Genomic DNA, 22,713 nt, shown 5'->3' on the forward strand with positions numbered 1-22,713 from the left:
CCCGCGATTCAAGCCGAATTTATGGGAAAATCGCTGCGATCCATAAGATATTGATAATATCCGGTTGTTATACCAGAGAGCTGTCATCGATGTGCCAGAGGGGCATTTTGGACAGACCGGGGTGGTGACAATCATGGATCTGCAGCCGTGAAGCACGATACGATTCCCGCATCCGTGGTCGGCGAGCGAGCCTATCACGACGAGCGCCTGGATGCGCTGCTCAGCATCACCGGCCGCATGGACGGCTACCTCTACCGCTGCCGCAACGATGCGTCCTACACCATGCTCTACATCAGCGACGGCGTTCTCACCGTCAGCGGCTATCCGCCAACGGATTTCGTGCACAACGCCGTGCGCGACTACGTTTCGGCCATCCATCCGGACGACCTCGCCTCGGTCTATGCCGCCGTCGACGCCGCGCTCGAAGCGCGTTGCAACTGGAACGTCGACTACCGCATCGTGCCGAGGGTGGGCGAACCGCTTTGGGTCCGCGAGATCGGCGGCGGTGTATGGGACGACGCCGGCGAACTCGAATTCCTCGAAGGCTTCGTCGTCGACACCAGCGACCGCAAGGTTGTCGAGGACCTCAATTCGCAGCTGCTGCTGGATCTGAAGACCGCCAACGAGGAGCTGTCCGCGCAAAAGCGCGAGATCGAACTGGCCAAGCAGCAGAGCGACCATTCCGCCAACCACGATCTGTTGACGGACCTGCCGAACCGACGTGCCTTCCACAACGAGCTCAAATCGGTGGTCGCCCGCTGCGGCGCCACCGGCGAGGCCGCCGGTCTTCTGTTCATCGACCTCGACCGCTTCAAGGAAGTCAATGACACGCTCGGCCATGAGGCCGGCGACGCGCTGCTGCAGCGCGTCTCGAGCCAGCTTCGCTCGATCCTGCGCAGCGCCGATTTCGTCGCCCGGCTTGGCGGTGACGAGTTCGCCTTCCTGTTCTCGGGCGCCGCCGATCTGGCACAGCACAAGGCCGTGCGCGTTGCCGAACGCATCCTGGAAAGGCTGCAGATCAAGGTTCCCACGCCGAATGGCGCCATTCAGGTCGGCTGCACCGTTGGCGTGGCCATGTATCCGGCGGAAGCCGCCGATTCCGAAGCACTGGTCGCGCTCGCCGATCGGCTGATGTACATCGGAAAAAAGAGTGGCCGCAACCGGTTGGTCACCGCCACGGAAATGGCACCGCAACAGCCATCGTCCGCGCCTCGTCCCTCAATCCGCAGGACTGCCTAGGCACGTCTATCAAGGGCGTGCACCGAAGCGGTCAAGCCGGCGCGAACACGCGTGCGGCCTCGACGACCTGCTCGATCTGATCCTGCCGGAGCAGGTCGATCGGAACGCGGCCATCGAGTTGTGCCGAGGGGCGTGTCAGCCACAGCCAGGCGAGCCTGGGATTGCTGATCAGCGACAGCACGTCATGGATGCCCGCCACCGGCCTGCCGTCGACGAACTGCGCCAGCGGGAAGACATGCTTGCGGCCGCCCTTGCGCAGGGCGATGACCTCACCCCGCCTTTGCCAGCGATGCAGGGTCGAGCGGGCGATGCGCATGTTCTCTTCCAGATAAGTCGATCCGGCGACGCGCCCGGCCCAATCCTCGATCAGCATCGATTCGAGGTCGTCGGCTCGCGGCGCTGAGGAAACGGATCCATCGATATCCACGGGGGATGCCGGCGGCAGCCCCGTCGCGCCGCCTGTGCCCGCCTCGCTGCGGCGCGCGGCTTCCGCCGCCAGCGCGCGTACGAATTTCGATGCAAGCCCGGGAAGGTCGGCATGGATGGCGTCGATGGCACGCTGATGCTTCGGCGACAGCAAGGTGACGGCGGAAGCTATGCTGCCGGCAATCTTGCCGACCGAGACCATGGTGGGTCTGTTGATGGCCTCGTCATAGTGAGCGAGCGCACGTTCGACATCCTCCGCGACCATTTCCGCGAAGTCGTCCTGCTTGATGCCGGTTGCCTGGATTTGAAATCTGTTCATGCATCTGTCTCTTGGGCCGGGCGCTCCTCCCGCAGTTGCGGCCGGTTGTTGAACGGCTAGAGCGGAGAGCGGAGATCGCGGCGGCAACAGATGCAGCGGCCCGACAGCATGCTGTCTTGCATTTTATGACACCCCAACTGACTGCAGGCGTCCCGAAATGTCAGTCTCAGGTCGCCTAGATTGCGTGTAGGGGCAATGTATGACAACCGCGCGACGGTGAGAGGCGGGCGGCCTTCCCTTCTCCCCTTGTGGGAGAAGGTGGATTGGCGCGCAGCGCCAAGACGGTTGAGGGGTGTTGGACGGAGTGTTGCCAGTACCAAGCTGGAACACCCCTCATCCGGCCGAGCTTCGCTCGGCCACCTTCTCCCACAAGGGGAGAAGGGAAACCTAACCTACAGCAACCCGGCCTGCTCAGCCTCGCGGCGCAGGTTCTGGCGCGGGCGCGGGCCGATCTGCTGGATCACCAATCCGGCCGCCAGCGAGCCAAGGTCGCCGCAGGCCTTGAGGTCGCGGCCTTGCGTGTAGCCATGCAGGAAACCGGCGGCGTAGAGGTCGCCGGCGCCTGTCGTGTCGACCAGTTCCTTGATCGCGGTCGCCTGGATGAGCACGGTCTCGTCGCCGCGCACGATGACCGAGCCTTTTTCCGAGCGCGTCACGGCGGCGATCCGGCAATCCTTGCGGATCTGCGCCAGCGCCTCGTCGAACGAAGACGTCTGGTAGAGCGACTTGATCTCGTGGCTGTTTGCAAAGACGATGTCGACGGTGCCCGAGCGCATCAGGTCGAGGAACTCGTCGCGGTAGCGATCGACGCAGAACGAATCCGAGAGTGTCATCGACACCTCGCGGCCTGCCGCGTGCGCCAGCTTCGCCGTCTGCCGGATCGCTTCCTTGGCCCGCGGCGGGTCCCACAGATAACCCTCGAAATAGGTGACCTTGGCGCCGGAAGCCTTGTCGGCCTCGACATCCTCCGGCCCGAGTTCGATGGCGGCGCCGAGATAGGTGTTCATCGAGCGCTCGCCGTCGGGGGTGACGAAGATCATCGAGCGCGCCGTCGGTGGCTCGCCCTTGAGCGGCTTGGTGTCGAAGGCGACGCCCTGCGCATGGATGTCGTGCGCGTAGATTTGGCCCAGCGCATCGTTCGAAACCTTGCCGAAGAAGGCGACGCGGCCACCGAAGCTGGCGACGCCGGCCGCCGTGTTGCCCGCGCTGCCGCCGGACGCTTCGATCGCCGGGCCCATGCGGCTGTAGAGCAGTTCGGCGCGCTGGGTGTCGATGAGGTTCATCGCGCCCTTGATGATGCCGTTGGTCTCGAGGAAGTCCTCGTCGCACTGGGCGATGATGTCGACAATGGCATTGCCGATGCAAAGCACGTCATAATCCGGCATCAATGTCTCCGCCAAAAACCCGAGCCGGCTTCTTGCCATGCCCGGGCGGGTCTACAGCAAGACTCCGAAAATTGGCAACCGATTTTCTGTCGTTGCCGGCGTGGCGGCGATGACCATTCCCTTGTCGAGGAAGGCGCGGAGCCGCGGTTCTTGCAAATCAGGTGCGCCTCCGCGACGAGGCGCTACGACAATTCGACCGTGGCCGAAGCATTTCATCGCGGCGCCGCTTACAAGCCTGGCCAGCCGATCATTTTTCTAAGGCGAGCCAGCCCCCATGCCTACAAAGAACAGGCCGACAAAGAACGATATGACCACCGACCTGGCGCTGCTCGCCGTGCTGGCGGTGCTTTGGGGCGCCTCCTATACTTTCATCAAGATCGGCGTCGAGACGATCCCGCCGGTCACGTTCATTGCCGCGCGCACACTGATTGCCGGCGGCATTCTCTTCGCCATCATACGCTGGCGCGGGCTCGCAATGCCGGGCGATGCGGCAAGCTGGCGCCGCTTCGCCTTCCAGGCATGCCTCAACAGCGTCGTGCCGTTCACGCTGATCGCAGCCGCTGAGCGCTCCGTTGATGCCGGTCTCGCAACCATCCTCAACGCGACCTCGCCGATCTTCACCTTCCTGCTGACCGCGCTCATCACCCGCCACGAGCCGGTCACGTTTCGCAAACTGATTGGTGTCGGCGCCGGCATTGCCGGCATCTGCCTCATCATCGGCACCGAGGCGCTGGGTGGTCTCGGCCATGAGCTCTGGGCGCAGCTGGCAATCGTCGCGGCGACGATCTGCTATGCCGGGGCGGCGATCTTCGGCCGTGGCTTCAAGGGCCTCGACCCGATGCTGCCCGCCGCCGGTTCGATGCTGTGCGGCGCCATCATCCTGGTGCCGCTCAGCGTGATGGTCGACCAGCCATGGACGCTCGCGCCATCGACGGCGTCGATCCTGGCCTTGCTCGGCCTGTCGGTGTTTTCGACCGCGCTGGCCTTTGTCATCTATTTCCGCCTCATCCACACGCTCGGCTCGGTCGGCACCACCTCGCAAGCCTATCTGCGCGTGCCGATCGGCGTCGGCATCGGCGCCGTCTTCCTCGGCGAAAGCCTTGGCCCGACAGCATGGCTGGGAATGGGTTTTGTCGTCGCCGGCGTCGCAGCCATGACCATCCCGGTTCGAAAGCCGGCGCTCGCGCGATAAAGCAGCTAGAGGAAAGTGTGAAGCGGTTTTCCGCCCGGAACTTGCCTAAAACAAAGGGAGACCCCTGCGCTTGTGGCGGGCGGGCGCGCCGCCTATCTCCGGACGATCCGTTCGACGTGAGGTTGGAAGCACCGTGATCTCTGACGCCGCCCGAGCCGCCGCCGGCCAGTTGTTCTCGCCTGAATTCCGTTCGGTGTTCATCAAGACGCTCGGGCTGACCTTGCTGGCGTTGGTGGCCTTGTGGTTCGGCCTCACCAGCCTCATCGAGTGGCTGGCCCTGCCGTGGCTCCAAACGCTGTTGCCCGGCATGCCGTCCTGGGCCGGCTGGCTGGGCGGCATCATCGCCGCCATCGCTCTTGCCTTCGGCATGGCGTTGCTCATCGCCCCGGTCACGGCGATTGTCGCCGGCCTGTTCCTCGACGACATCGCGGAAGTCGTCGAACGCACCGATTATCCCGGCGACCCGGCTGGACGCGCCATGCCGGCGCTGCGCTCGCTGGTCTTGTCAGCCAGGTTCTTGGGCGTCGTCATCCTCGGCAACATCGTCGCCCTGCTGCTACTCCTGGTGCCGGGCGTCAACATTGCCGCCTTCTTCATCGTCAACGGCTATCTGCTCGGGCGTGAGTTCTTCGAATTCGCCGCCATGCGCTTTCGCCCGGAGGAAGAGGCCAGGGCCTTGCGCAGGCACTATGCCGGCACGGTGTTCCTCGCCGGGCTGGTCATATCAGCCTTCCTCGCCGTACCGCTGCTCAACCTGGTGACGCCGCTTTTTGCCGCAGCCATGATGGTGCATCTGCACAAGGCGATCAGCGGACGGGAAGCGTCTCGCGTCTCGCCAGGCTAAGCTCTGTTCAGCGCAACAGGAATCCGCGCCCCAACTCATCATCGGCTTCGACGATGAATTCTGCTCGCCCGGAATAGTAGGCGCGGCCGCCGACGCGGGCGATGATTGCTTCGTGCGGGCCAGCCGTCGCCGTCCGCACCACGGCCCCGGAAAAGCGCGAGCCGGCGATGCTTTCGAATGTGCGCGTCTGCCCGATGTCGATCTCGCCCTTGGCATGCATGGCCGCCAGCCGGGCGGTGACGCCGGAGCCGGTCGGTGAGCGGTCGACCTCGGCCTCGGCAAAGACGCAGACGTTCTTGGTCACGTCGCCGGAAAACGCGTCGCGGCCATCGGTCAGGATGGTGCCATAAAGGAAGGCAAGGTCGGCATGGTCGGGATGCGACAGCGGCAGCTCGGCCTTGAGCCTGTTGGTCAGCGCGGTGGCCGCATCGACGAAATCGCGCACCCGATTGCGGCCGAATTCCAGACCGAACTGGTGACAGTCGGCCAGCGCGTAGAAGGCGCCGCCATAGGCGATGTCGAAGCCGATCGCGCCATAGCCTTGCAGCTCGATCGCCTGGTTTCGTGCGAACAGGAATGCCGGAACGCTTTCGAACGAGACAGCACCGGCCTTGCCATCCCTGACCTCCACCGAAGCGACGACCAATCCGCACGGCGCTTCGATGTTGACGGGCGTCACCGGCTCGCGTTTCGTCACCAGCCCTTCGTCGACGGCGTAGCGGCCGAGTGCGACGATGGCGTGGCCGCACATGGTCGAATAGCCTTCATTGTGCATGAACAGCACGGCGAGGTCGGCGCCGGGCAGATCCGGCTCGACCAGCAAGGCGCCATACATGTCATAATGGCCGCGCGGCTCGAACATCAAAATCTTGCGCAAATGATCGAGATGGTCGCGCACATAGGCGCGCTTTTCCAGGATGGTGCCATTCGGGATATCCGGGTAGCCGCCGGTAACGATCCTGAGCGGCTCGCCGCCCGTATGCATGTCGACGACAGTCAGCGTCATGCGACAGGCCTCTTAATCTGGGGATTTGCCAAACAAGGTCTGCAATTTGCCGAACGGCATGGCGGCACGGGTGAAGCCGAACGTGCCGTCTTGCTGGATCTCGCGTGCCGCCGTTTCCAACATGCCATAGGCGAAATTGGTCAACCACGGCCCGAGCGAAATGCGCTTGACGCCGGCCGTGGCGAGATCGGCGACGGTGAAGCCGGGCCTCGCCATGACGTTGACCGGCTTGCTGACCGCCGAGCAGATCGTGCGCACCATCTCTATATCGCCGATGCCTGGCGCATAGAGCACATCGGCGCCGGCCTTCTCGAAGGCCTGCAGCCGCTTGATGGTGTCGTCAAGGTCGGACCTGCCCCACAGGAAGTTCTCGGCCCGCGCGGTGAAGACGAAATCGCGCTTCAACGCCCGCGCCGCCTCCACGGCGGCCGCGACGCGCTCGACGGCGTGCGAGAAATCATAGATCGGCTTGTCCGGATCGCCGGTGTGGTCCTCGATCGAGCAGCCGGCAAGGCCTGCCGCTTCGGCCGCGAAAATGGTTTCGGCGGCACGCTCGGCGCTGTCGCCCTTGCCTCTCTCGAGATCGGCCGAGACCGGCAGGCTGGTCGCCGCCGTCACGTCGCGGCAATGATGGATCATCGCCTCGAAGGTCACGGCGCCGTCCGGCAGGCCGCGCGAAAAGGCAAAGCCGGCGCTGGTCGTCGCCAGCGCCTTGAAGCCGAAAGAATCCAGCAGCTTCGTCGTGCCGACATCCCAGGGATTGGGCATGACGAAGGTAGAGGCATGCAGGTCACGAAAGATCTTGCCCTTGTCCATGGTAATTCCCCCCATCATGTGCGGCGTGGCGGAAAGGATTCTATCCTGCCCTCCCTGGCCGGGCAAACGAATGCCATTGGTTCAGAAGCGTTTGGCGTTCTCTCCTGCCAATTTTTCCAGCGCGTCGGAGTCCTTGGCGTAGTGCGAGGCCTTGGTGTCCCAGTGGTAGGTGACGGAAATGTCCTGCGACGCAGCCATGGGCGGCGCGTCATCGCAGGTTTCGCCGTTCGGCACCGTGGCATCGGTCACCGTCACCTTGATGGCGGCAAAAGGCCGGTCGTCGGCGATGGCCTGGAAGGCCACGTCCTGCTTGCGGCTGTAGCTGCACAGGTTTTCATCGAACGTATAGATCATGTCGATCAGTTCGAACTTGTCGCCGCGGACCATGATCAGCGGCGTGGCCACATAGTTCTGGTTCGAATTGAAATGCGCGCTCATGGTGATGAGGATGTCATCGTTAGCGCTGACGGAAAGCTTGCCTGGTTCGCGGAAATAGGTGCCACGGTCGACCGCGACATTGACGGCGTCGAGCAGCTTTGGCTTGGCCGAAGTGTCGTACAGCGCCAGCACCGCATAGCCTTCGGCACTGTCGGGAGAATCACCGAGGTCGAACAGCATAGTCAGCCGGTCCTTGCCTCCAGCCTTGATGGCCAGCACCGCGGCATTTGAAAAGCCCGATGTCTCGGGCGGCGAACCGCCGCTGTCAGGTCCCTCGATGTGGCGCATGTCGATCGGCAGCCCACCCTTGTAGAAGCCGTCCTTGTCCACGGCGAGATCGGGGATGACCATCCTCGCCAGGTCGAGATAGGTGACGTCCTGGTGGCCGGGCAGCGCGCTGCCGAGTTCCGGAAAGCTGACGGCTTGCGCGCCGTCGGCTGTCCAGAGAAATGGCAGCAGCGTCAAGGCGAGGATGAAGCGAAGCAGGTTCGTTGTCATAGGCGCGCCTTGGTCTGTCGGGCGCGCGGAACGTAGCATAGCGGTCCGGGACGTCCAATCCGTCCGTCAAACCCGGCGGATCGGTGGCCGGCAGGTTAGTGGATCGGCACCAGCCCGGCCAGCTCGCGCATGTCGTTGAACAGGATGCCGCCGGCCTGGATCAGGCCGTCGCGGTCGGAATAGGGGTCGCCATGATAGGAAAACACCCGCATGCCGGCGGCAATGCCGGCTTGCGTGCCGGCGACGCTGTCCTCGATGACGACGCAGTCGGCGGGCGCGAAGCCCATCGTCTTGGCCGCATGCAGGAACAGGTCGGGGAATGGCTTACCGCGCCCGACCATCGTCGAGCTGAACATCGCGTGTTCGAACAGCGACAACAGCCCGGTCTGGCCGAGTGTGATGTGCATCTTCGACACCCTGGCCGAGGTGGCGACGCAATAGGCGATGCCGGCTGAGCGCACGGCTTCGACAAACTCGCGGACGTAAGGGATCGCCTCGACCCCGTGGGCGAACAGATCCGGCAGGCCGGCATTCCAGCGGTCGACGAAATCGGCGCCGAGGCGGACACTGGCCTCCTCTTCAATCTGTTTTTGCACCGACGCCATGCTGCGGCCGGAAAAATGCTTGCGGCAATATTCGAAGCTCGTCGGATAGCCGGCGGTAACAAGCCATTCGGCGAGGCGTCGATTGGCGAGGTTCTCTGTATCGACCAGGATCCCGTCGCAGTCGAAGATGACGAGTTTTGGCAGTTCGGCCATCAGGCGGTGCCGGTCGATCCGAACCCGCCCGAACCTCGCGCCGTGCCCCCAGCCAGGCTGCGCTCTTCCACGGCCGCCTGCGTCACCGCTGCGAAAACGATCTGGGCGATGCGCATGCCGCGCGTCACCGCGAAATCCTCGTCGCCGAGATTGATCAGCAGCACCTTCACCTCGCCGCGATAGTCGCTGTCGATGGTGCCGGGTGTGTTGAGGACGGTAAGACCATGCTTGAAAGCAAGGCCGGAGCGTGGCCGGACCTGGCCTTCCATGCCTTCGGGAATTTCCAGGATCAGCCCGGTCGGCACCAGAGCGCGTTTTCCAGGCAGGATCAGCAGCGGCCGGTCGTCGGGCACCGCCGCGCGCAGATCCATACCGGCCGCGCCGGGGCTTTCATAGGCGGGGAGGGGAAGTCCTTCACCATGCGGCAACCTGACGAAGCCGACGGTCGGACCGATGACGGAGGGATTTTGAAGGGCTGCGCGCATAAAATCGATCCTATCGGCGCGAACGACGATTCAGTCAACTCAGGTCTAGCGCTATCAACGGCTTTCTTTCGGGCATCACTATGGCCTCCGGCATCCAGGTCAGTCCGACATCACCTGAATCCGAGCAGACCTAGCGCAGTTCCATTGGAACCACGGTGGTCTCCTTGATCTCCTCCATCACGAAGGAGGCCGAAACGTCCGACAGCGCCACCTTGGCGATCAGCCGCTGGTAGAGCCGGTCATAGGCCTTCACGTCGGCGACCCGGGCGCGCAGCACGTAGTCGAGGTCGCCCGACATGCGATAGACGCCGGTGATCTCGGGAAAGCCGGTCACCGCCGCCCGGAATTTCTGCAGCCAGTCCGGGTCGTGGTTGGACGTGCGGATCAGGACGAACACCGAGAGGCCAAGCCCGAGCTTTTCGGCATCGACCAGCGCCACGCGGCCGGTGATGACGCCGTCCTCCTCAAGTCGCTTCACCCGGCGCCAGCAGGCATTGCGCGACAAGGCCACCCGTTCCGACAGCTGGTCGACCGACAGCGTGCCGTCGCGTTGCAGTTCGGTGAGCAATTTTCGGTCGATTTCGTCGATTTCCGGTGCCATGTGGGATGTTTGTCCCATGGAGCGGCCAAATACAAGGACATTTTGAGACCAATGAACCGGCGAAGCGTGTCAAGATACTCATATCAAGAACACCAAGCGCTGAAAGGGGAACAGCATGTCGCTCGCAACGATCTTCACCTCTCATCCGGCCAAGGTCGGTGAAACCTATTTCGGCCATATGGCCTTTGCCGCCTGGTTCTCGTCGCGGTTGCTGATCGCGGCGGGTGCCGCGCTCGTTCACGCTTTCTTGCCATTTCTGTTCGAGACTACCGCCAGCCGAATCGTCCGCGAGCTTTACGAGCGGACGCACAACAGAGGCTCGCACGGGACCAAGGAGCCAGCGGCTCTCATGGATCGTGCCTAGAGGACGACAGAAGCGATGTGCCGGTGGGCGGCCTATCTCGGTGAAGCGGTTTTTCTCGAAGACATCCTCACGGCGCCCTGTCACTCGCTGATTGCCCAGAGCCATTGCGCCCAGGAAGCGAAATCGCCGACCAATGGCGATGGCTTTGGCCTTGCCTGGTATGGCGACCGGCCGGAGCCGGGCCTCTATCGCGATATCCTGCCGGCATGGTCCGACCCCAATCTGAAGAGCCTGTGCCGGCAGATCAGGTCGGGCCTGTTCCTGGCGCATGTGCGGGCCTCGACCGGTGGCGCCACCAGCCGCATGAACTGCCATCCCTTCATTTCAGACCGCTGGTCATTTATGCACAACGGCCAGATCGGCGGTTTTGAAAAGATCCGCCGGGCGCTGGAAAACTCGCTGTCCGACGCCGTCTTCGACCAGCGCGAAGGCACCACAGATTCCGAATTGTTTTTCCTCCTGATGATCGACGAAGGATTGGCCGCCGATCCGCAAGGCGCCGTCTCGCGCGCCACCAGCCGCGTGCTTGAAGCCTCGCGCCGGGCCGGCCTCGAGCCCGCGCTGAAACTCACCGCCGCCTTCTCCGACGGCCAGGCGCTCCATGCGGTGCGCTATGCCACCGACACTCACGCCCCGACGCTTTACACCTCCGTTTTCCGCAAAGGCGGCGGCCGCTGCATTGTTTCCGAGCCGTTCGATCGCGAGGGCGGCGACTGGCAGGCGATCCCGCCATCGAGCTTCGTCACCATGACCACGGATGGTATCGCCATCCGTCCCTTTGCTCCGGCATCGGCCAGGCTCGCACTGGCCGTCTAGTTACAAATTGCGGCAGCGTCGCGGGACAGAGGGGGGCGCCGTAGAGCGCCGACCCAACAAAACCTATCGGTGCAATTCCGATCAAGCGCAGCCGATCCTCCAATGCTCGACTCCGCTTGAAGTCGCGTCGCTGTCGGCCATCTTGATCCAGACACGCGCGGCCAAGCCGGAGCATTGATCATGGACATCGCCTTTTCCACAACCGTCGCACTGGCCGCCGCGATCGCCACTCGAAAAGTCTCGGCTGTCGAGGCGCTCGACGCATATCTGACGCAGATCGACAGCCGCAATGGGGCCGTCAACGCCGTCATCTCGCTCGACCGGGAAGGCGCCCGCGAGCGCGCCAAAAACGCGGACGCGGCTCAAGCGCGCGGCGCGGCGCTCGGGCCGCTGCATGGCGTGCCGTTCACGCTGAAGGACATGCACGAGACGGCAGGAATGAAGACTACGGTCGGTTTTCCCGCTTTCGCCGATTATGTCGCCAAGCGGGACAGCTCGGTCGTTGCCAGGCTCAAGGCGGCCGGCGGCGTGCTGATGGCCAAGACCAATGTCGCGACCATGCTGGGAGACTGGCAGTCGGACAATCCGCTGTTCGGCCGCACCGGCAATCCGTGGAACCTCCAGCGCACGGCGGGCGGCTCCAGCGGCGGCGCGGCGGCGGCGCTTTGCTCAGGGATGACGCCGTTCGATGTCGGCTCCGACATGCAGGATTCGATCCGGCTGCCCGCCGCCTTTTGCGGCGTCTATGGCCTCAAACCGACCGAGCATCGCGTCTCGCTGGCCGGCGCCTTCCCCGATCCGGGAGGTGTCGCGCGCAGCGTGCGGCTGATGTCATGTCTTGGCCCGTTGGCGCGCAGCGCGGAAGATCTGGCCTTGATCTATCAAATCATTGCCGGCCCCGACGGAAACGACACCGATCTTGCGCCGGTGCCGGTCGAAGGCATGCCGAAGCTCGACCCCAAGACATTGCACATCGCCTTCGCACCGAACCTTTCAGGGTTTCCGGTGGCCAGCGAGATCAGCGCCGCGGTCGAAAGTCTGGCAAGGCGGCTGCAATCGGCAGGGGCGACCGTCGAGGAAGCGAAACTTCCAAAACTCGACCTGCACGACGATCTCAAGCAAGGCGGCGCGCTGATCGGCATGATGATGGAGGCCGCGCAGCCGGAGCCGCCGGGGGAGCCGACACCGGTCTCGCGCTGGTTCGAGGCGCTCGCCCGCCGCGACAAATCCATTCTGGCCTGGGACCAGTTCTTCGAAACCTGGGATGCGCTGCTTTGCCCGGTCGCCATGACGACGGCCTTCCCGCATTGCGAGCCGGGCGCGCCGATCCAGGTCGACGGCAAAGAGCAGAGCTACTGGATGCTGCCGGCCTATGGCGCCGTGTTCAACTACAGCGGCCATCCGGCACTTTCGCTGCCGTGCGGACAGGACAGCGACGGTTTGCCGATCGGCCTGCAACTGGTCGGCAAACGCTGGTCGGAATCGCGGTTGCTCGGCATCGCCAAGGCAATCGAACCGTTGACCGGCGGCTTTCGCCGTCCGCCGGGTTACTGAGTGAAGCGCGACAATCCATAGGGCGCCAGCAGCGGGTCGCGCTCGCCGTCGAGGATTTCCCGGGCGGCGAACAGGCCGACAGCCGGCGCCAGCGTGATGCCCGAATGCATGACCGCGACGTACAGACCGTCCATGCCCTCGGCGCGGCCTATGATCGGAAAACCGTCGATAGGCGTCGGCCGGTAGCCGACCGTATGGAAATCCAGCTCCAGTTCGTCGCCGCCGTGCAGCATGGCTTTCAGGGCCGCAAACAGGTCGCGGGCGGTGACTTCGGCATCCATGCCAGGGTCGGCGCCGCCAAAATCCGAGCCGGCGATGATGCGGCCCTCCGCCGTCTGGCGCATATGCAGGCGCTCGGCCAGCACCAGCCCGTTGAGCAGTTTTGCATAAGGCCGCGAATGGACGATCAGCCCGGGCGGTGTCTCGATCGGCAGGTTGATCCCGGCCGTCGCGGCGATAGGCGGTGACCCGACGCCCGCCGCGATCACCACCTCGTCGGCGGCTATCAGGCCATGCGATGTGTCCACGCCGGTGATCTGGCCGCCGGTCTGGACCAGCGCCGTCACCGTGCTGGAGATGATCCGCGCGCCGCGCCGTTCGGCGTCCGCCAGCAGCGCCCTGGTGGCGGCCACCGGTTCGGCGACACCCTCTTCGGCGACGTGCAAGGCGACATCCGGCAGCTCGGCGAGATTGGGCTCGAGGCGCGCGACGCCAGCGCGGTCGACGCGCTTGATGCCGTAGCCCCAGGCGGAGTGCTCGGCGGCGTAGGTTTCCATTGCGGCCGCCGACAAATCCCAGCACAGGCCGCCGCACCAGCTGAGCGGAATTTCGGGCAGGTCCCGCGCCAGCCGCGTCCATTCGGCCATGGCGCGGGTGCGCAGCCGGAAATATGGCTGCGGATTGCCCCAGCTGGCATTGATCCAGGCAAACGAGTTCGGCGTCGCGACGCCGCCGGCGGCGCTGTCGGCAATAACCGTCACCTGCGTCCCCGCTCTGCTCAGATGCCAGGCGATGGAGGCACCGATGATGCCGGCGCCGATGACGATCACCTGTTTCGCCACGGTCATGCTTGCTCCTCGACGAATGGGAGAGGCAAGCCCTCCTCTTTCAAAACTTTGATGTAGTGATTTAGAAATTCCCACAAGTCGGTGCGCAGATAGTCAGCCTCTTCGAAGCCGGGCTGTCCGCTGCCGATTTCGGAACACACTCTGTCAGCCGTTACGCAAAGTGAGTGAAGTGTGTCGCCTTGCAGAAGCAAGCCGGGGAAACGGCGGGCAGGGTGCCGCATGATGGCGGCGTTGGTGGCATCGGAGTAGATCTCGATCAGTTCGTCTCGCATTGCGGTGAGCTGCCCTTTTTCTGCTTCGACCCTACATGCGACTACGCCGCCGGCAAGTCCAATGGTCTCATCTTTTGTGCAAGCGAAGGGTGCCAGTAGCTCATTCGGAACACCGCACTTGACATCAATACGTACGTACGTATTATTTCGCCATGGCTAGACAATCACTCCGCGAAAAACTCCTCGACGCTGGTTTCCGGACCATATGGAATTCAGGCTATGCCGCTGCCGGCGTGCGCGACATCGTTGCCGCGGCCGATGCCCGGCCCGGTTCGTTCACCAACCATTTCGCCTCCAAGGAGGAGTTTGCCGGCGAGGTGCTCGACCGCTATTTCACCTATGTCAGCGGCCTGGTCGAAGCAGCCCTTGCGCAGGATGGGACGCCGCCCGTCGGCAGGCTGCGTCGCTACCTCGATGTCATCACCTCGAAGCTCGAAGCGCATGACTGGGCGCGAGGCTGCATGATCGGCAATCTCAGCCTCGAAACCGCGGTGCACAGCGAACCGCTGCGCCAGCGGCTTGTCGCCATCTTCGAGCGCTGGCGCCAGCCATTCGCGGCCTGCATCGCCGAGGGTCAGGCGGCCGGTGACATCACCCGAGCTTTCGATGCCGACGACCTCGCCGACTTCCTGCTGTCGTCCTGGCAAGGCGCCATGCTGCGCATGAAGGTCGAGCGCAGCCCGGCGCCGCTCGAGCGCTTCAAGAAAATCATCTTCAGCACAGTCTTTGCAAAGGAGCCGATCCAATGAGTTTGAACGTCGACAAGCCGAAATCCGGCTCCACCGCATCGCGGCGCGAGGAAATCGCCGTGCTCGATTCGACCATGTCCTATGTCGAGGCCGGCGTGGTCGGTCCGACCGTGCTGTTCCTGCATGGCAATCCGACCTCATCCCACATCTGGCGCAACATCGTCCCGCATGTCGCGCCGCTCGGGCGCTGCATCGCACCGGACCTGATCGGTTACGGACAGTCCGGCAAGCCCGATATCGACTATCGCTTCTTCGATCATGTCCGCTATCTCGACGCCTTCCTCGATGCGCTCGACATCAGGGAAATGGTGATGGTCGCGCAGGACTGGGGCACGGCACTTGCCTTCCATCTCGCGGCGCGGCGGCCGCGCAACATTCTCGGCCTGGCCTTCATGGAATTCATCCGGCCCTTCGGGCGCTGGGAGGATTTTCACCAGCGTCCGCAGGCCCGCGAGCTGTTCAAGGCGCTGCGCACGCCGGATGTCGGCGAAAAGTTGGTTCTGGAAGACAATGTCTTCGTCGAGAAAGTGCTGCCGGCCTCGGTTTTGCGGACAATGAGCGACGAGGAGATGACGGCTTACCGGGCGCCGTTCCCGACGCCGCGATCGCGCAAGCCGGTGCTGCGCCTGCCCAGGGAATTGCCGATCGAGGGTCAGCCTGCCGACGTCGCCTCCATCAGCGAGCACGACCATCGGGCGCTGCGGCTTTCCACCTACCCGAAACTGCTGTTCGCCGGCGATCCCGGCGCGCTGATCGCGCCGCAAGCCGCAGGCGAATTCGCCGCCGGGCTGAAGAACTGCCGGTTCATCAATCTCGGACCCGGCGCGCACTATCTGCAGGAAGACCATGCCAACGCGATAGGCGAGGCCATTGCCGGCTGGCTTCCGGAGATCGTTCCGGCGAGCCACATGGCCGAGTTGGCCTGAGCGCGCCACGCCAACCGGCGGCGTCAGCGCCGCCGGACCGGTCGACAGCCCGGCACTGCGCTGCTAGAAGCCCGGCCTGTCACACGGAAATCCTGAAGAATGCCTGAAGCAATAGAAGAAGAAGTGGCGCGCCGCCGCACCTTCGCGATCATCGCGCACCCCGACGCCGGCAAGACAACGCTCACCGAAAAGCTGCTGCTGTTCGGCGGCGCCATTCAGCTTGCCGGCGAGGTCAAGGCCAAGAAGGATAGGATCCAGACCCGCTCCGACTGGATGAAGATCGAGCGCGAGCGCGGCATTTCGGTCGTTACTTCGGTGATGACGTTCGAATATGAGGACAATGTCTTCAACCTGCTCGACACGCCCGGCCACGAGGATTTCGCCGACGACACCTATCGTACGCTGTCGGCCGTCGACAGCGCGGTCATGGTCATCGACGCCGCCAAGGGCATCGAGCCGCGCACGCTGAAACTGTTCGAGGTTTGCCGGCTGCGCGACATTCCGATCATCATCTTCGTCAACAAGATGGACCGCGAAAGCCGCGATCCGTTCGAGATTCTGGACGAGATCGAACAGAAGCTGGCGCTGGATACCGCACCGATCACCTGGCCGATCGGTCGCGGCAAGACGTTTTCCGGCACCTATCACCTGGCGCTGAATGCGGTGCGCAAGGGTGACGACGAGAAGGAACGCACGCCGGTCAACGGTCCCGATTCCAACCGCGTCGCCGGCCTGTTGCCGGAGAACGAGCGCGAGGCCTTCATCGAGGAACTGGAACTGGCGCGCGAAGCCTGCCGTCCGCTCGACATCGACGCCTTTCGCGAGGGCCATCTGACGCCGGTCTATTTCGGCTCGGCGCTGCGCAATTATGGCGTCCGCGACCTGATCGAGGCGCTTGGCGCCTTTGGGCCGCCGCCGCGCGCGCAGGAGGCCGATGCCCGCAAGGTCGAGGCGACCGAGGACAAGATGACGTCCTTCGTCTTCAAGATCCAGGCCAACATGGATCCCAACCACCGCGACCGCATCGCCTTCGTCCGCGTCTGCTCGGGCAAGCTCGAGCGCGGCATGAAGGCCAAGCTGGTGCGTACCGGAAAGCCGATGAGCCTGTCGGCGCCGCAGTTCTTCTTTGCCCGCACCCGCGTCACCGCCGACGAGGCGTTTGCCGGCGACGTCGTCGGCATCCCCAACCACGGCACGCTGCGCATCGGCGATACGCTGACCGAGGGCGAGGAAATTCTGTTCCGAGGCGTGCCCAACTTCGCCCCGGAAATCCTGCGCCGCGTCCGCTTGGGTGACGCGATGAAGGCCAAGAAGCTCAAGGAAGCGCTGCACCAGATGGCCGAGGAGGGCGTCGTGCAATTGTTCTCGCCCGAGGATGGCTCGCCGGCCATCGTCGGCGTCGTCGGCGCGCTGCAGCTCGATGTCCTGAAGGAGCGGTTGAACTTCGAATACACGCTCCCGGTCGAGTTCGAGATGTCACGCTTTTCGGTCTGCCGCTGGATATCGGCCGAGGACAAGGCCGAGGTTTTGCGTTTCATCGAGGCACATCGCGGCGACATCGCCCGCGACCTCGACAATGATCCCGTGTTCCTCGCCCAGCACGCCTTCTCGCTGAACTACGAAGCGGAACGCTGGAAGGCGATCCGCTTCGCCACGATCAAGGACTATCAGGTTCGCGACAAGGCGGCTTGAAGCGTTGCTTTCCGTCTCCCCTCAAGGGGAGAAGGTGCCCGAAGGGCGGATGAGGGGCGACGCCGACCTCGATGATCAAAGGGCTCCAATGAACCTCCGGCCCTTCGCAGGCTCAGGGCGTTCGAAGCTCGAAAAGCCAAGCAATTGGCTTTTCGTCCGCTAGAGCGGACCGCTTCTCACCCTCTGGCTGCTTCTTCGATCTTGGCGATGTCGATCTTGCCCATCTGCATCATCGCATTCATCGCCCGGCCGGCCTTGGCCCTGTCCGGATCCTGCAGCAGGCGCGGCAGTTGTTCCGGCACGACCTGCCAGGAAACACCGAACTTGTCCTTCAGCCAGCCACAGGGTCCTGGTTCGCCGCCACCCTCTGTGAGCCTGGTCCAGAAATGATCGACTTCTTCCTGCGTCTTGCAGTCGATCGATAGTGAGATCGCCTCGGTGAACTTGTATTGTGGTCCGCCGTTGAGCGCCAGGAACGGGACGCCGTCGAGTTCGAACGAGGCCACCAGCACCTTGCCCTCATCAGCGTGACCCTTGGGCCAACGCGTCACGCTCAGCTCCTTCGAATTCTTGAAGATGGACATGTAATGGTTCATGGCCTCCTCGGCCTGTCCGTCGAACCACAGGAAGGTGGTGATCTTTTGCATGGTCTTTCTCCTCGTTTCTCTTGGGGGATGAAGCAAGCGTCAGGCGGCGCCTTTGGCAGCGTCCTGAAGTGAAGCGAGATAAGCGTCGAGCTGGGCATAGCTCTCGCCCATGCCGCGGGTCATGCCGGTGCCGAGCGCGCCGTCGCGGGCCGCTTGCGAAGCGTAGAGCACCGTCTGCGTCAGAAGCGTCTTCCCACTCTGTTCGGTGAAGACCACCGTCCCGACGGTTTCGCCGCCGGTCCAGTCCTCGTCGAACAATTCGGTGGCGACGATCCTGGCTGGACGCACGATTTCGCGATAGGCGCCGCTCATGCCCATGCTGCGGCCATCGCGGTGCTGCCAGACGTAGCGTGTGGCGCCGCCAACCCTGAGGTCGATTTCGCAGACCGCCAGCCGCCAGCCATCGGGGCCGTGCAGCCAGCCCTTCAGCAACTCGGGTATCGTCCAGCAGTCGAAGACCATCGGCCGCGACGCATCGAAGATACGGGTGATCTGGACCTCGCGGTCGCTGGGCGTGGTCACCGTCAGTGTGGCGACGGTCGAACCGGGCAAGGTTGTGGTGCTCATGATGATCCTCCTCATGTTTGCCAAAGGACGTGCGGCAGGCCGGTGATCCGACACAGGCCGCGATGTTTTCGCGCTATTGGTCGGTACTGTCGGGGGCTTTCTCGGCCTTCATCGCGCCGAGCAACGCGTCGAGGCGCTGGAAGTTGCCTTCCCAGATCCTTCGATAACGCTCAAGCCAGTCATTGGCCTCTGCCAGCGGTTTTGCTTCGAGCCGGCACGGCCGGCGCTGTGCGTCGCGGCCGCGTGAAATCAGTCCGGCGTTTTCCAGCACCTTGAGGTGCTTGGAAATCGAGGGCTGGCTCATCGCGAAAGGCTCGGCGAGTTCCATCACGGATGCTTCGCCCTGGATGAGCCGGGCAAGAATGGCGCGGCGCGTCGGATCGGCGAGTGCGGCAAAAGTGGCGTCCAGCTGGTTCATCAGGTATCCATAGCCAAATGGGTATATACCTGATTGGCTATATACAGGCGAACGCCGCTCGTCAACCGCACATCCGGATTTCGTGGCGCATTGCAAAATTGTGGCCAGACCAGGCTTGCGCGTCTATAAGGCCTGCGGTCCGAATTCAGCGCCGCCACGCTCCGCATGGAGCGCAGCAAGCCAGCCAAGGAAAATTCATGCCTGCCTATCGCTCCCGCACCACCACCCATGGCCGCAACATGGCCGGCGCTCGCGGCCTCTGGCGCGCCACCGGCATGAAGGATTCCGATTTCGGCAAACCGATCATCGCGGTGGTCAACTCCTTCACCCAGTTCGTGCCGGGCCATGTCCACCTGAAGGACCTCGGCCAACTGGTCGCGCGCGAGATCGAGAAGGCCGGTGGCGTCGCCAAGGAATTCAACACCATCGCCGTCGATGATGGCATCGCCATGGGCCATGACGGCATGCTCTATTCGCTGCCGTCGCGCGAGCTCATCGCCGATTCCGTCGAATACATGGTCAACGCGCACTGCGCCGACGCCATGGTCTGCATCTCCAATTGCGACAAGATCACGCCCGGCATGCTGATGGCCAGCTTACGCCTCAACATCCCGACCGTCTTCGTCTCCGGCGGACCGATGGAAGCCGGCAAGGTGGTGCTGGCGGGCAAGACGCAGGCGCTCGACCTGGTCGACGCCATGGTGGCGGCCGCCGACGACAAGATCTCCGACGAGGACGTCAAGGTCATCGAACGCTCGGCCTGCCCGACCTGCGGTTCCTGCTCGGGCATGTTCACAGCCAATTCGATGAATTGTTTGACCGAAGCGCTTGGCCTGTCGCTGCCGGGCAACGGCTCGACGCTGGCCACGCATGCCGACCGCAAGCGCCTGTTCGTCGAAGCCGGCCACCTGATCGTCGATCTCGCCCAGCGCTACTACGAGCAGGACGATGAAACCGCGTTGCCGCGCAACATCGCCTCGAAGGGTGCCTTCGAAAACGCCATGACGCTCGACATCGCCATGGGCGGCTCGACCAACACCGTGCTGCACATCCTGGCCGCCGCGCATGAAGGCGAGATCAACTTCGATCAGGATGACATCGACGCGCTGTCACGCAAGGTGCCGGTGCTGTGCAAGGTGGCTCCCGCCAAGGCGGATGTGCACATGGAAGACGTCCACCGCGCCGGCGGCATCATGGCGATCCTCGGCCAGCTCGACAATGCCGGCTTGATCAACCGCGACCTGCCGACCGTGCACACGCGCACGCTGGGTGAGGCGCTCGACCATTGGGACATTTCGCGCTCGACCAGCCAAAGCGTGCGCGACTTCTTCCTCGCCGCGCCTGGCGGCGTGCCGACGCAGGTTGCCTTCAGCCAGGACCGCCGCTGGGACGACCTCGACCTCGACCGCGAGAAGGGCGTCATCCGCTCGGTCCAGCACCCCTTCTCCAAGGATGGCGGCCTTGCCGTGTTGAAGGGCAATCTGGCGCTCGACGGCTGCATCGTGAAGACCGCCGGCGTCGACGAATCGATCCTGAAGTTCACCGGCCCGGCCCGCGTGTTCGAAAGCCAGGACGCCAGCGTCAAGGCAATCCTGGCCAACGAGATCAAGGCCGGTGATGTCGTCGTCATCCGCTATGAGGGGCCGCGCGGCGGTCCCGGCATGCAGGAAATGCTCTACCCGACCAGCTATCTGAAGTCGAAGGGCCTGGGCAAGGCCTGCGCGCTGGTCACCGACGGCCGCTTCTCCGGTGGCACCTCCGGCCTGTCGATCGGCCATGTCTCGCCGGAAGCCGCCGAGGGCGGTTTGATCGGCCTGGTGCAGGAGGGCGATACGGTCGAGATCGACATCCCGAACCGGACCATCCGCCTTGCCGTCAGCGATGCTGAACTCGCCAGCCGCCGGGCGGCGATGGAGGCCAAGGGGATTGCTGCCTGGAAGCCCGAGGAAAAGCGCAAGCGCAAGGTCACGACAGCCTTGCGCGCCTACGCCGCGATGGCGACCAGCGCTGCCAAGGGCGCGGTCAGGTTCGTGCCGGAGTAAGGCTGAATTCCATCAGCGTGGCGCTGCCCCTTATTGTCCTGCCGGACATTTCTCCCCGTATAGTGACGGGGAGAAAGGCGCCGTCACCAACGATTTCGCCAATTGTAGGCGTTGACAAAGAGCGGCGAGGCCGCAGCATCTCCCTTCTCCCCGTCACTATACGGGGAGAAGGTGCCGGCAGGCGGGCGGCACAAACGCTGCAGATTCTTTGCCGCCACGATAGGATGCTGATTCTTCAAGCGGGATGACGACGGATGGATTTCGACCTTATCGTTCGCGGCGGTACGCTGCCTGATGGCAGGGTCGCCGACATCGGCATCGTCGGCGAGACAATCGCGGCGATCGAGCCGAAGCTCGACGTCACCGCCGGCACGGCGATCGACGCCAGTGGCAATCTGGTCTCGCCGCCCTTCGTCGACCCGCATTTCCACATGGATGCAACGCTCTCCTACGGTATACCGCGCATCAACGCGTCGGGCACGCTGCTCGAAGGCATCTCGTTGTGGGGCGAGCTGAAGCCGCTGTTGACGCATGAAGCCGTGCGCGACCGCGCCCTTGTCTATTGCGACTGGGCGGTGTCGATGGGTCTGCTTGCGATCCGCACTCACGTCGATGTCTGCGACGACAGGCTGCTGGCGGTCGAGGCCCTGCTCGAGGTCAAGAAGACGATCGCCCCGTATATCGACCTGCAATTGGTCGCCTTTCCGCAGGACGGGTTTTATCGCTCGCCGACGGCACATGAAAACACCATCCGCGCACTCGACATGGGCGTCGACATCGTCGGCGGCATCCCGCATTTCGAGCGCACCATGGCCGACGGCACGCGCTCGGTGACGGAGCTGTGCGAAATCGCGGCCGGGCGCGGCCTGATGGTCGACCTGCACTGCGACGAGACCGACGACCCGCTGTCGCGCCATATCGAACAGCTTGCCTATGAGACGCAGCGCCTCGGCCTGCAGGGCAAGGTCGCCGGCTCGCATCTCACCTCGATGCATTCGATGGACAACTACTATGTCTCGAAATTGCTGCCGCTGATCGCCGAGGCGGGTGTTTCGGCGATCCCAAATCCGCTGATCAACATCATGCTGCAGGGCCGCCACGACACCTTTCCCAAGCGCCGCGGTATGACCCGGGTCAAGGAAATGCAGGCGCTGGGCATCCGCGTCGGCTGGGGCCAGGATTGCGTGCTCGATCCCTGGTATTCGCTGGGCACCGCCGACATGCTCGACGTCGCCTTCATGGGCCTGCATGTTGCCCAGATGTCGAGCCCGGCCGACATGGCCCGCTGCTTCGACATGGTCACCAATGTCAACGCGTCGATCATGGGGCTCGATCATCTGGGCCTGGCGGTCGGCAAGCGCGCCAGCCTGGTCATCCTGGATGCCGGCAATCCGATCGAAGCCCTGCGCCTGCGCGCCGAACGCCTGTGCGTCATCGCCAGGGGCAAGGTGGTGGCGCAGCGGTCGAAGCAGGACACCAGGCTGTCCATTCCGGGCAGGCCCGGCCTCGTGAACCGCAGGCACCGGACGCCGCATCAGGCCCAATAGAACAGGCCAGACCCAGCCGATTCCCGGTTCTGGCCTTGCGGATTT

Annotated in this window: 24 protein-coding genes; 11 read left to right on the top strand and 13 right to left on the bottom strand. The window is 63.9% G+C overall.

Annotated features, from left to right (window positions below):
• The first annotated feature begins 147 nt into the window (after positions 1-147).
• A complete protein-coding gene (locus AC1DZP_RS20210; protein WP_477304870.1) occupies positions 148-1,239 on the top strand; it encodes a sensor domain-containing diguanylate cyclase in 1,092 nt (363 codons plus the stop codon).
• A gap of 31 nt (positions 1,240-1,270) precedes the next feature.
• Here AC1DZP_RS20210 and AC1DZP_RS20215 read toward each other — a convergent pair whose 3' ends face one another.
• Positions 1,271-1,984, bottom strand: a complete 714-nt coding sequence (locus AC1DZP_RS20215) for an antitoxin Xre/MbcA/ParS-like domain-containing protein (RefSeq protein WP_477304872.1) — start codon at positions 1,982-1,984, stop codon at positions 1,271-1,273.
• A gap of 392 nt (positions 1,985-2,376) precedes the next feature.
• Positions 2,377-3,369, bottom strand: a complete 993-nt coding sequence (locus AC1DZP_RS20220; protein ID WP_477225245.1) for an adenosine kinase — start codon at positions 3,367-3,369, stop codon at positions 2,377-2,379.
• 307 nt (positions 3,370-3,676) lie between these two features.
• Here AC1DZP_RS20220 and AC1DZP_RS20225 point away from each other — a divergent pair, with 307 nt between their 5' ends.
• Positions 3,677-4,561, top strand: a complete 885-nt coding sequence (locus AC1DZP_RS20225) for an EamA family transporter (RefSeq protein WP_477304874.1) — start codon at positions 3,677-3,679, stop codon at positions 4,559-4,561.
• 133 nt (positions 4,562-4,694) lie between these two features.
• Complete coding sequence (locus tag AC1DZP_RS20230; protein ID WP_477304876.1) at positions 4,695-5,405, top strand: sulfate transporter family protein; 711 nt, start codon at positions 4,695-4,697, stop codon at positions 5,403-5,405.
• Positions 5,406-5,412: 7 nt separating this feature from the next.
• Here the strand turns inward: AC1DZP_RS20230 and AC1DZP_RS20235 are convergent, their stop codons facing one another.
• The 6 genes from AC1DZP_RS20235 to AC1DZP_RS20260 form a co-directional block, all read right to left on the bottom strand.
• A complete protein-coding gene (locus AC1DZP_RS20235; protein WP_477304878.1) occupies positions 5,413-6,411 on the bottom strand; it encodes a proline racemase family protein in 999 nt (332 codons plus the stop codon).
• Between the two features lie 12 nt (positions 6,412-6,423).
• The gene (locus tag AC1DZP_RS20240; protein WP_477304880.1) at positions 6,424-7,227 is read right to left on the bottom strand and encodes an isocitrate lyase/PEP mutase family protein; all 804 of its coding nucleotides are present in this window, start codon (positions 7,225-7,227) and stop codon (positions 6,424-6,426) included.
• An 81-nt stretch (positions 7,228-7,308) separates the two neighbouring features.
• On the bottom strand, positions 7,309-8,163 hold the full coding sequence (locus tag AC1DZP_RS20245; RefSeq protein WP_477304882.1) for a hypothetical protein: 855 nt from the start codon (positions 8,161-8,163) through the stop codon (positions 7,309-7,311).
• 95 nt (positions 8,164-8,258) lie between these two features.
• Positions 8,259-8,921 carry an HAD family hydrolase gene (locus AC1DZP_RS20250; RefSeq protein WP_477304884.1) on the bottom strand — a complete coding sequence of 221 codons (663 nt, stop codon included), beginning with the start codon at positions 8,919-8,921 and terminating at the stop codon, positions 8,259-8,261.
• Entirely contained in the window at positions 8,921-9,406 is a 486-nt protein-coding gene (dut, locus tag AC1DZP_RS20255) for a dUTP diphosphatase (protein WP_477225252.1), read from the bottom strand. The genes AC1DZP_RS20250 and dut overlap by 1 nt, the downstream gene beginning before the upstream one ends.
• Positions 9,407-9,536: 130 nt before the next feature.
• Positions 9,537-10,007 (bottom strand): Lrp/AsnC family transcriptional regulator, encoded by a 471-nt coding sequence (locus tag AC1DZP_RS20260; protein WP_477304886.1) that lies wholly within the window; start codon positions 10,005-10,007, stop codon positions 9,537-9,539.
• Positions 10,008-10,122: 115 nt separating this feature from the next.
• Between AC1DZP_RS20260 and AC1DZP_RS20265 the strand changes: the two genes are divergently transcribed.
• The 3 genes from AC1DZP_RS20265 (at position 10,123) to AC1DZP_RS20275 (ending at position 12,741) form a co-directional block, all read left to right on the top strand.
• Complete coding sequence (locus AC1DZP_RS20265; protein ID WP_477304888.1) at positions 10,123-10,371, top strand: DUF6356 family protein; 249 nt, start codon at positions 10,123-10,125, stop codon at positions 10,369-10,371.
• A gap of 15 nt (positions 10,372-10,386) precedes the next feature.
• Complete coding sequence (locus AC1DZP_RS20270) at positions 10,387-11,187, top strand: class II glutamine amidotransferase (RefSeq protein WP_477304890.1); 801 nt, start codon at positions 10,387-10,389, stop codon at positions 11,185-11,187.
• A gap of 180 nt (positions 11,188-11,367) precedes the next feature.
• Positions 11,368-12,741, top strand: a complete 1,374-nt coding sequence (locus AC1DZP_RS20275; RefSeq protein WP_477304892.1) for an amidase — start codon at positions 11,368-11,370, stop codon at positions 12,739-12,741.
• Here AC1DZP_RS20275 and AC1DZP_RS20280 read toward each other — a convergent pair.
• Positions 12,735-13,808 (bottom strand): NAD(P)/FAD-dependent oxidoreductase, encoded by a 1,074-nt coding sequence (locus tag AC1DZP_RS20280; protein ID WP_477304894.1) that lies wholly within the window; start codon positions 13,806-13,808, stop codon positions 12,735-12,737. The genes AC1DZP_RS20275 and AC1DZP_RS20280 overlap by 7 nt on opposite strands.
• Complete coding sequence (locus tag AC1DZP_RS20285) at positions 13,805-14,080, bottom strand: DUF6959 family protein (RefSeq protein WP_477304896.1); 276 nt, start codon at positions 14,078-14,080, stop codon at positions 13,805-13,807. Before AC1DZP_RS20285 ends, AC1DZP_RS20280 begins: the two co-directional genes overlap by 4 nt.
• A 152-nt stretch (positions 14,081-14,232) precedes the next feature.
• Here AC1DZP_RS20285 and AC1DZP_RS20290 point away from each other — a divergent pair, with 152 nt between their 5' ends.
• The 3 genes from AC1DZP_RS20290 (at position 14,233) to AC1DZP_RS20300 (ending at position 17,447) form a co-directional block, all read left to right on the top strand.
• On the top strand, positions 14,233-14,829 hold the full coding sequence (locus AC1DZP_RS20290) for a TetR/AcrR family transcriptional regulator (RefSeq protein WP_477304898.1): 597 nt from the start codon (positions 14,233-14,235) through the stop codon (positions 14,827-14,829).
• The gene (locus tag AC1DZP_RS20295; RefSeq protein WP_477304900.1) at positions 14,826-15,755 is read left to right on the top strand and encodes a haloalkane dehalogenase; all 930 of its coding nucleotides are present in this window, start codon (positions 14,826-14,828) and stop codon (positions 15,753-15,755) included. Before AC1DZP_RS20290 ends, AC1DZP_RS20295 begins: the two co-directional genes overlap by 4 nt.
• 99 nt (positions 15,756-15,854) lie before the next feature.
• Positions 15,855-17,447, top strand: coding sequence for a peptide chain release factor 3 (locus AC1DZP_RS20300; RefSeq protein WP_477304902.1), 1,593 nt, complete (start codon positions 15,855-15,857; stop codon positions 17,445-17,447).
• Between the two features lie 176 nt (positions 17,448-17,623).
• Here AC1DZP_RS20300 and AC1DZP_RS20305 read toward each other — a convergent pair whose 3' ends face one another.
• From AC1DZP_RS20305 to AC1DZP_RS20315, 3 genes are all read right to left on the bottom strand, one after another.
• Positions 17,624-18,094 (bottom strand): VOC family protein, encoded by a 471-nt coding sequence (locus AC1DZP_RS20305; protein WP_477304904.1) that lies wholly within the window; start codon positions 18,092-18,094, stop codon positions 17,624-17,626.
• A 39-nt stretch (positions 18,095-18,133) separates the two neighbouring features.
• Positions 18,134-18,661, bottom strand: a complete 528-nt coding sequence (locus tag AC1DZP_RS20310) for an SRPBCC family protein (RefSeq protein ID WP_477225259.1) — start codon at positions 18,659-18,661, stop codon at positions 18,134-18,136.
• 73 nt (positions 18,662-18,734) lie between these two features.
• Positions 18,735-19,079, bottom strand: coding sequence for an ArsR/SmtB family transcription factor (locus tag AC1DZP_RS20315; protein WP_095082680.1), 345 nt, complete (start codon positions 19,077-19,079; stop codon positions 18,735-18,737).
• Positions 19,080-19,276: 197 nt separating this feature from the next.
• Here AC1DZP_RS20315 and ilvD point away from each other — a divergent pair, with 197 nt between their 5' ends.
• Both ilvD and AC1DZP_RS20325 read left to right on the top strand, forming a co-directional pair.
• Positions 19,277-21,121 carry a dihydroxy-acid dehydratase gene (gene ilvD / locus AC1DZP_RS20320; RefSeq protein WP_477304906.1) on the top strand — a complete coding sequence of 615 codons (1,845 nt, stop codon included), beginning with the start codon at positions 19,277-19,279 and terminating at the stop codon, positions 21,119-21,121.
• Between the two features lie 254 nt (positions 21,122-21,375).
• Positions 21,376-22,668: an amidohydrolase family protein gene (locus tag AC1DZP_RS20325; protein WP_477304908.1), complete on the top strand. Its 1,293-nt coding sequence runs from the start codon at positions 21,376-21,378 to the stop codon at positions 22,666-22,668.
• Positions 22,669-22,713 lie beyond the last annotated feature (45 nt).

Source organism: Mesorhizobium sp. P2_F8 (assembly GCF_056403655.1).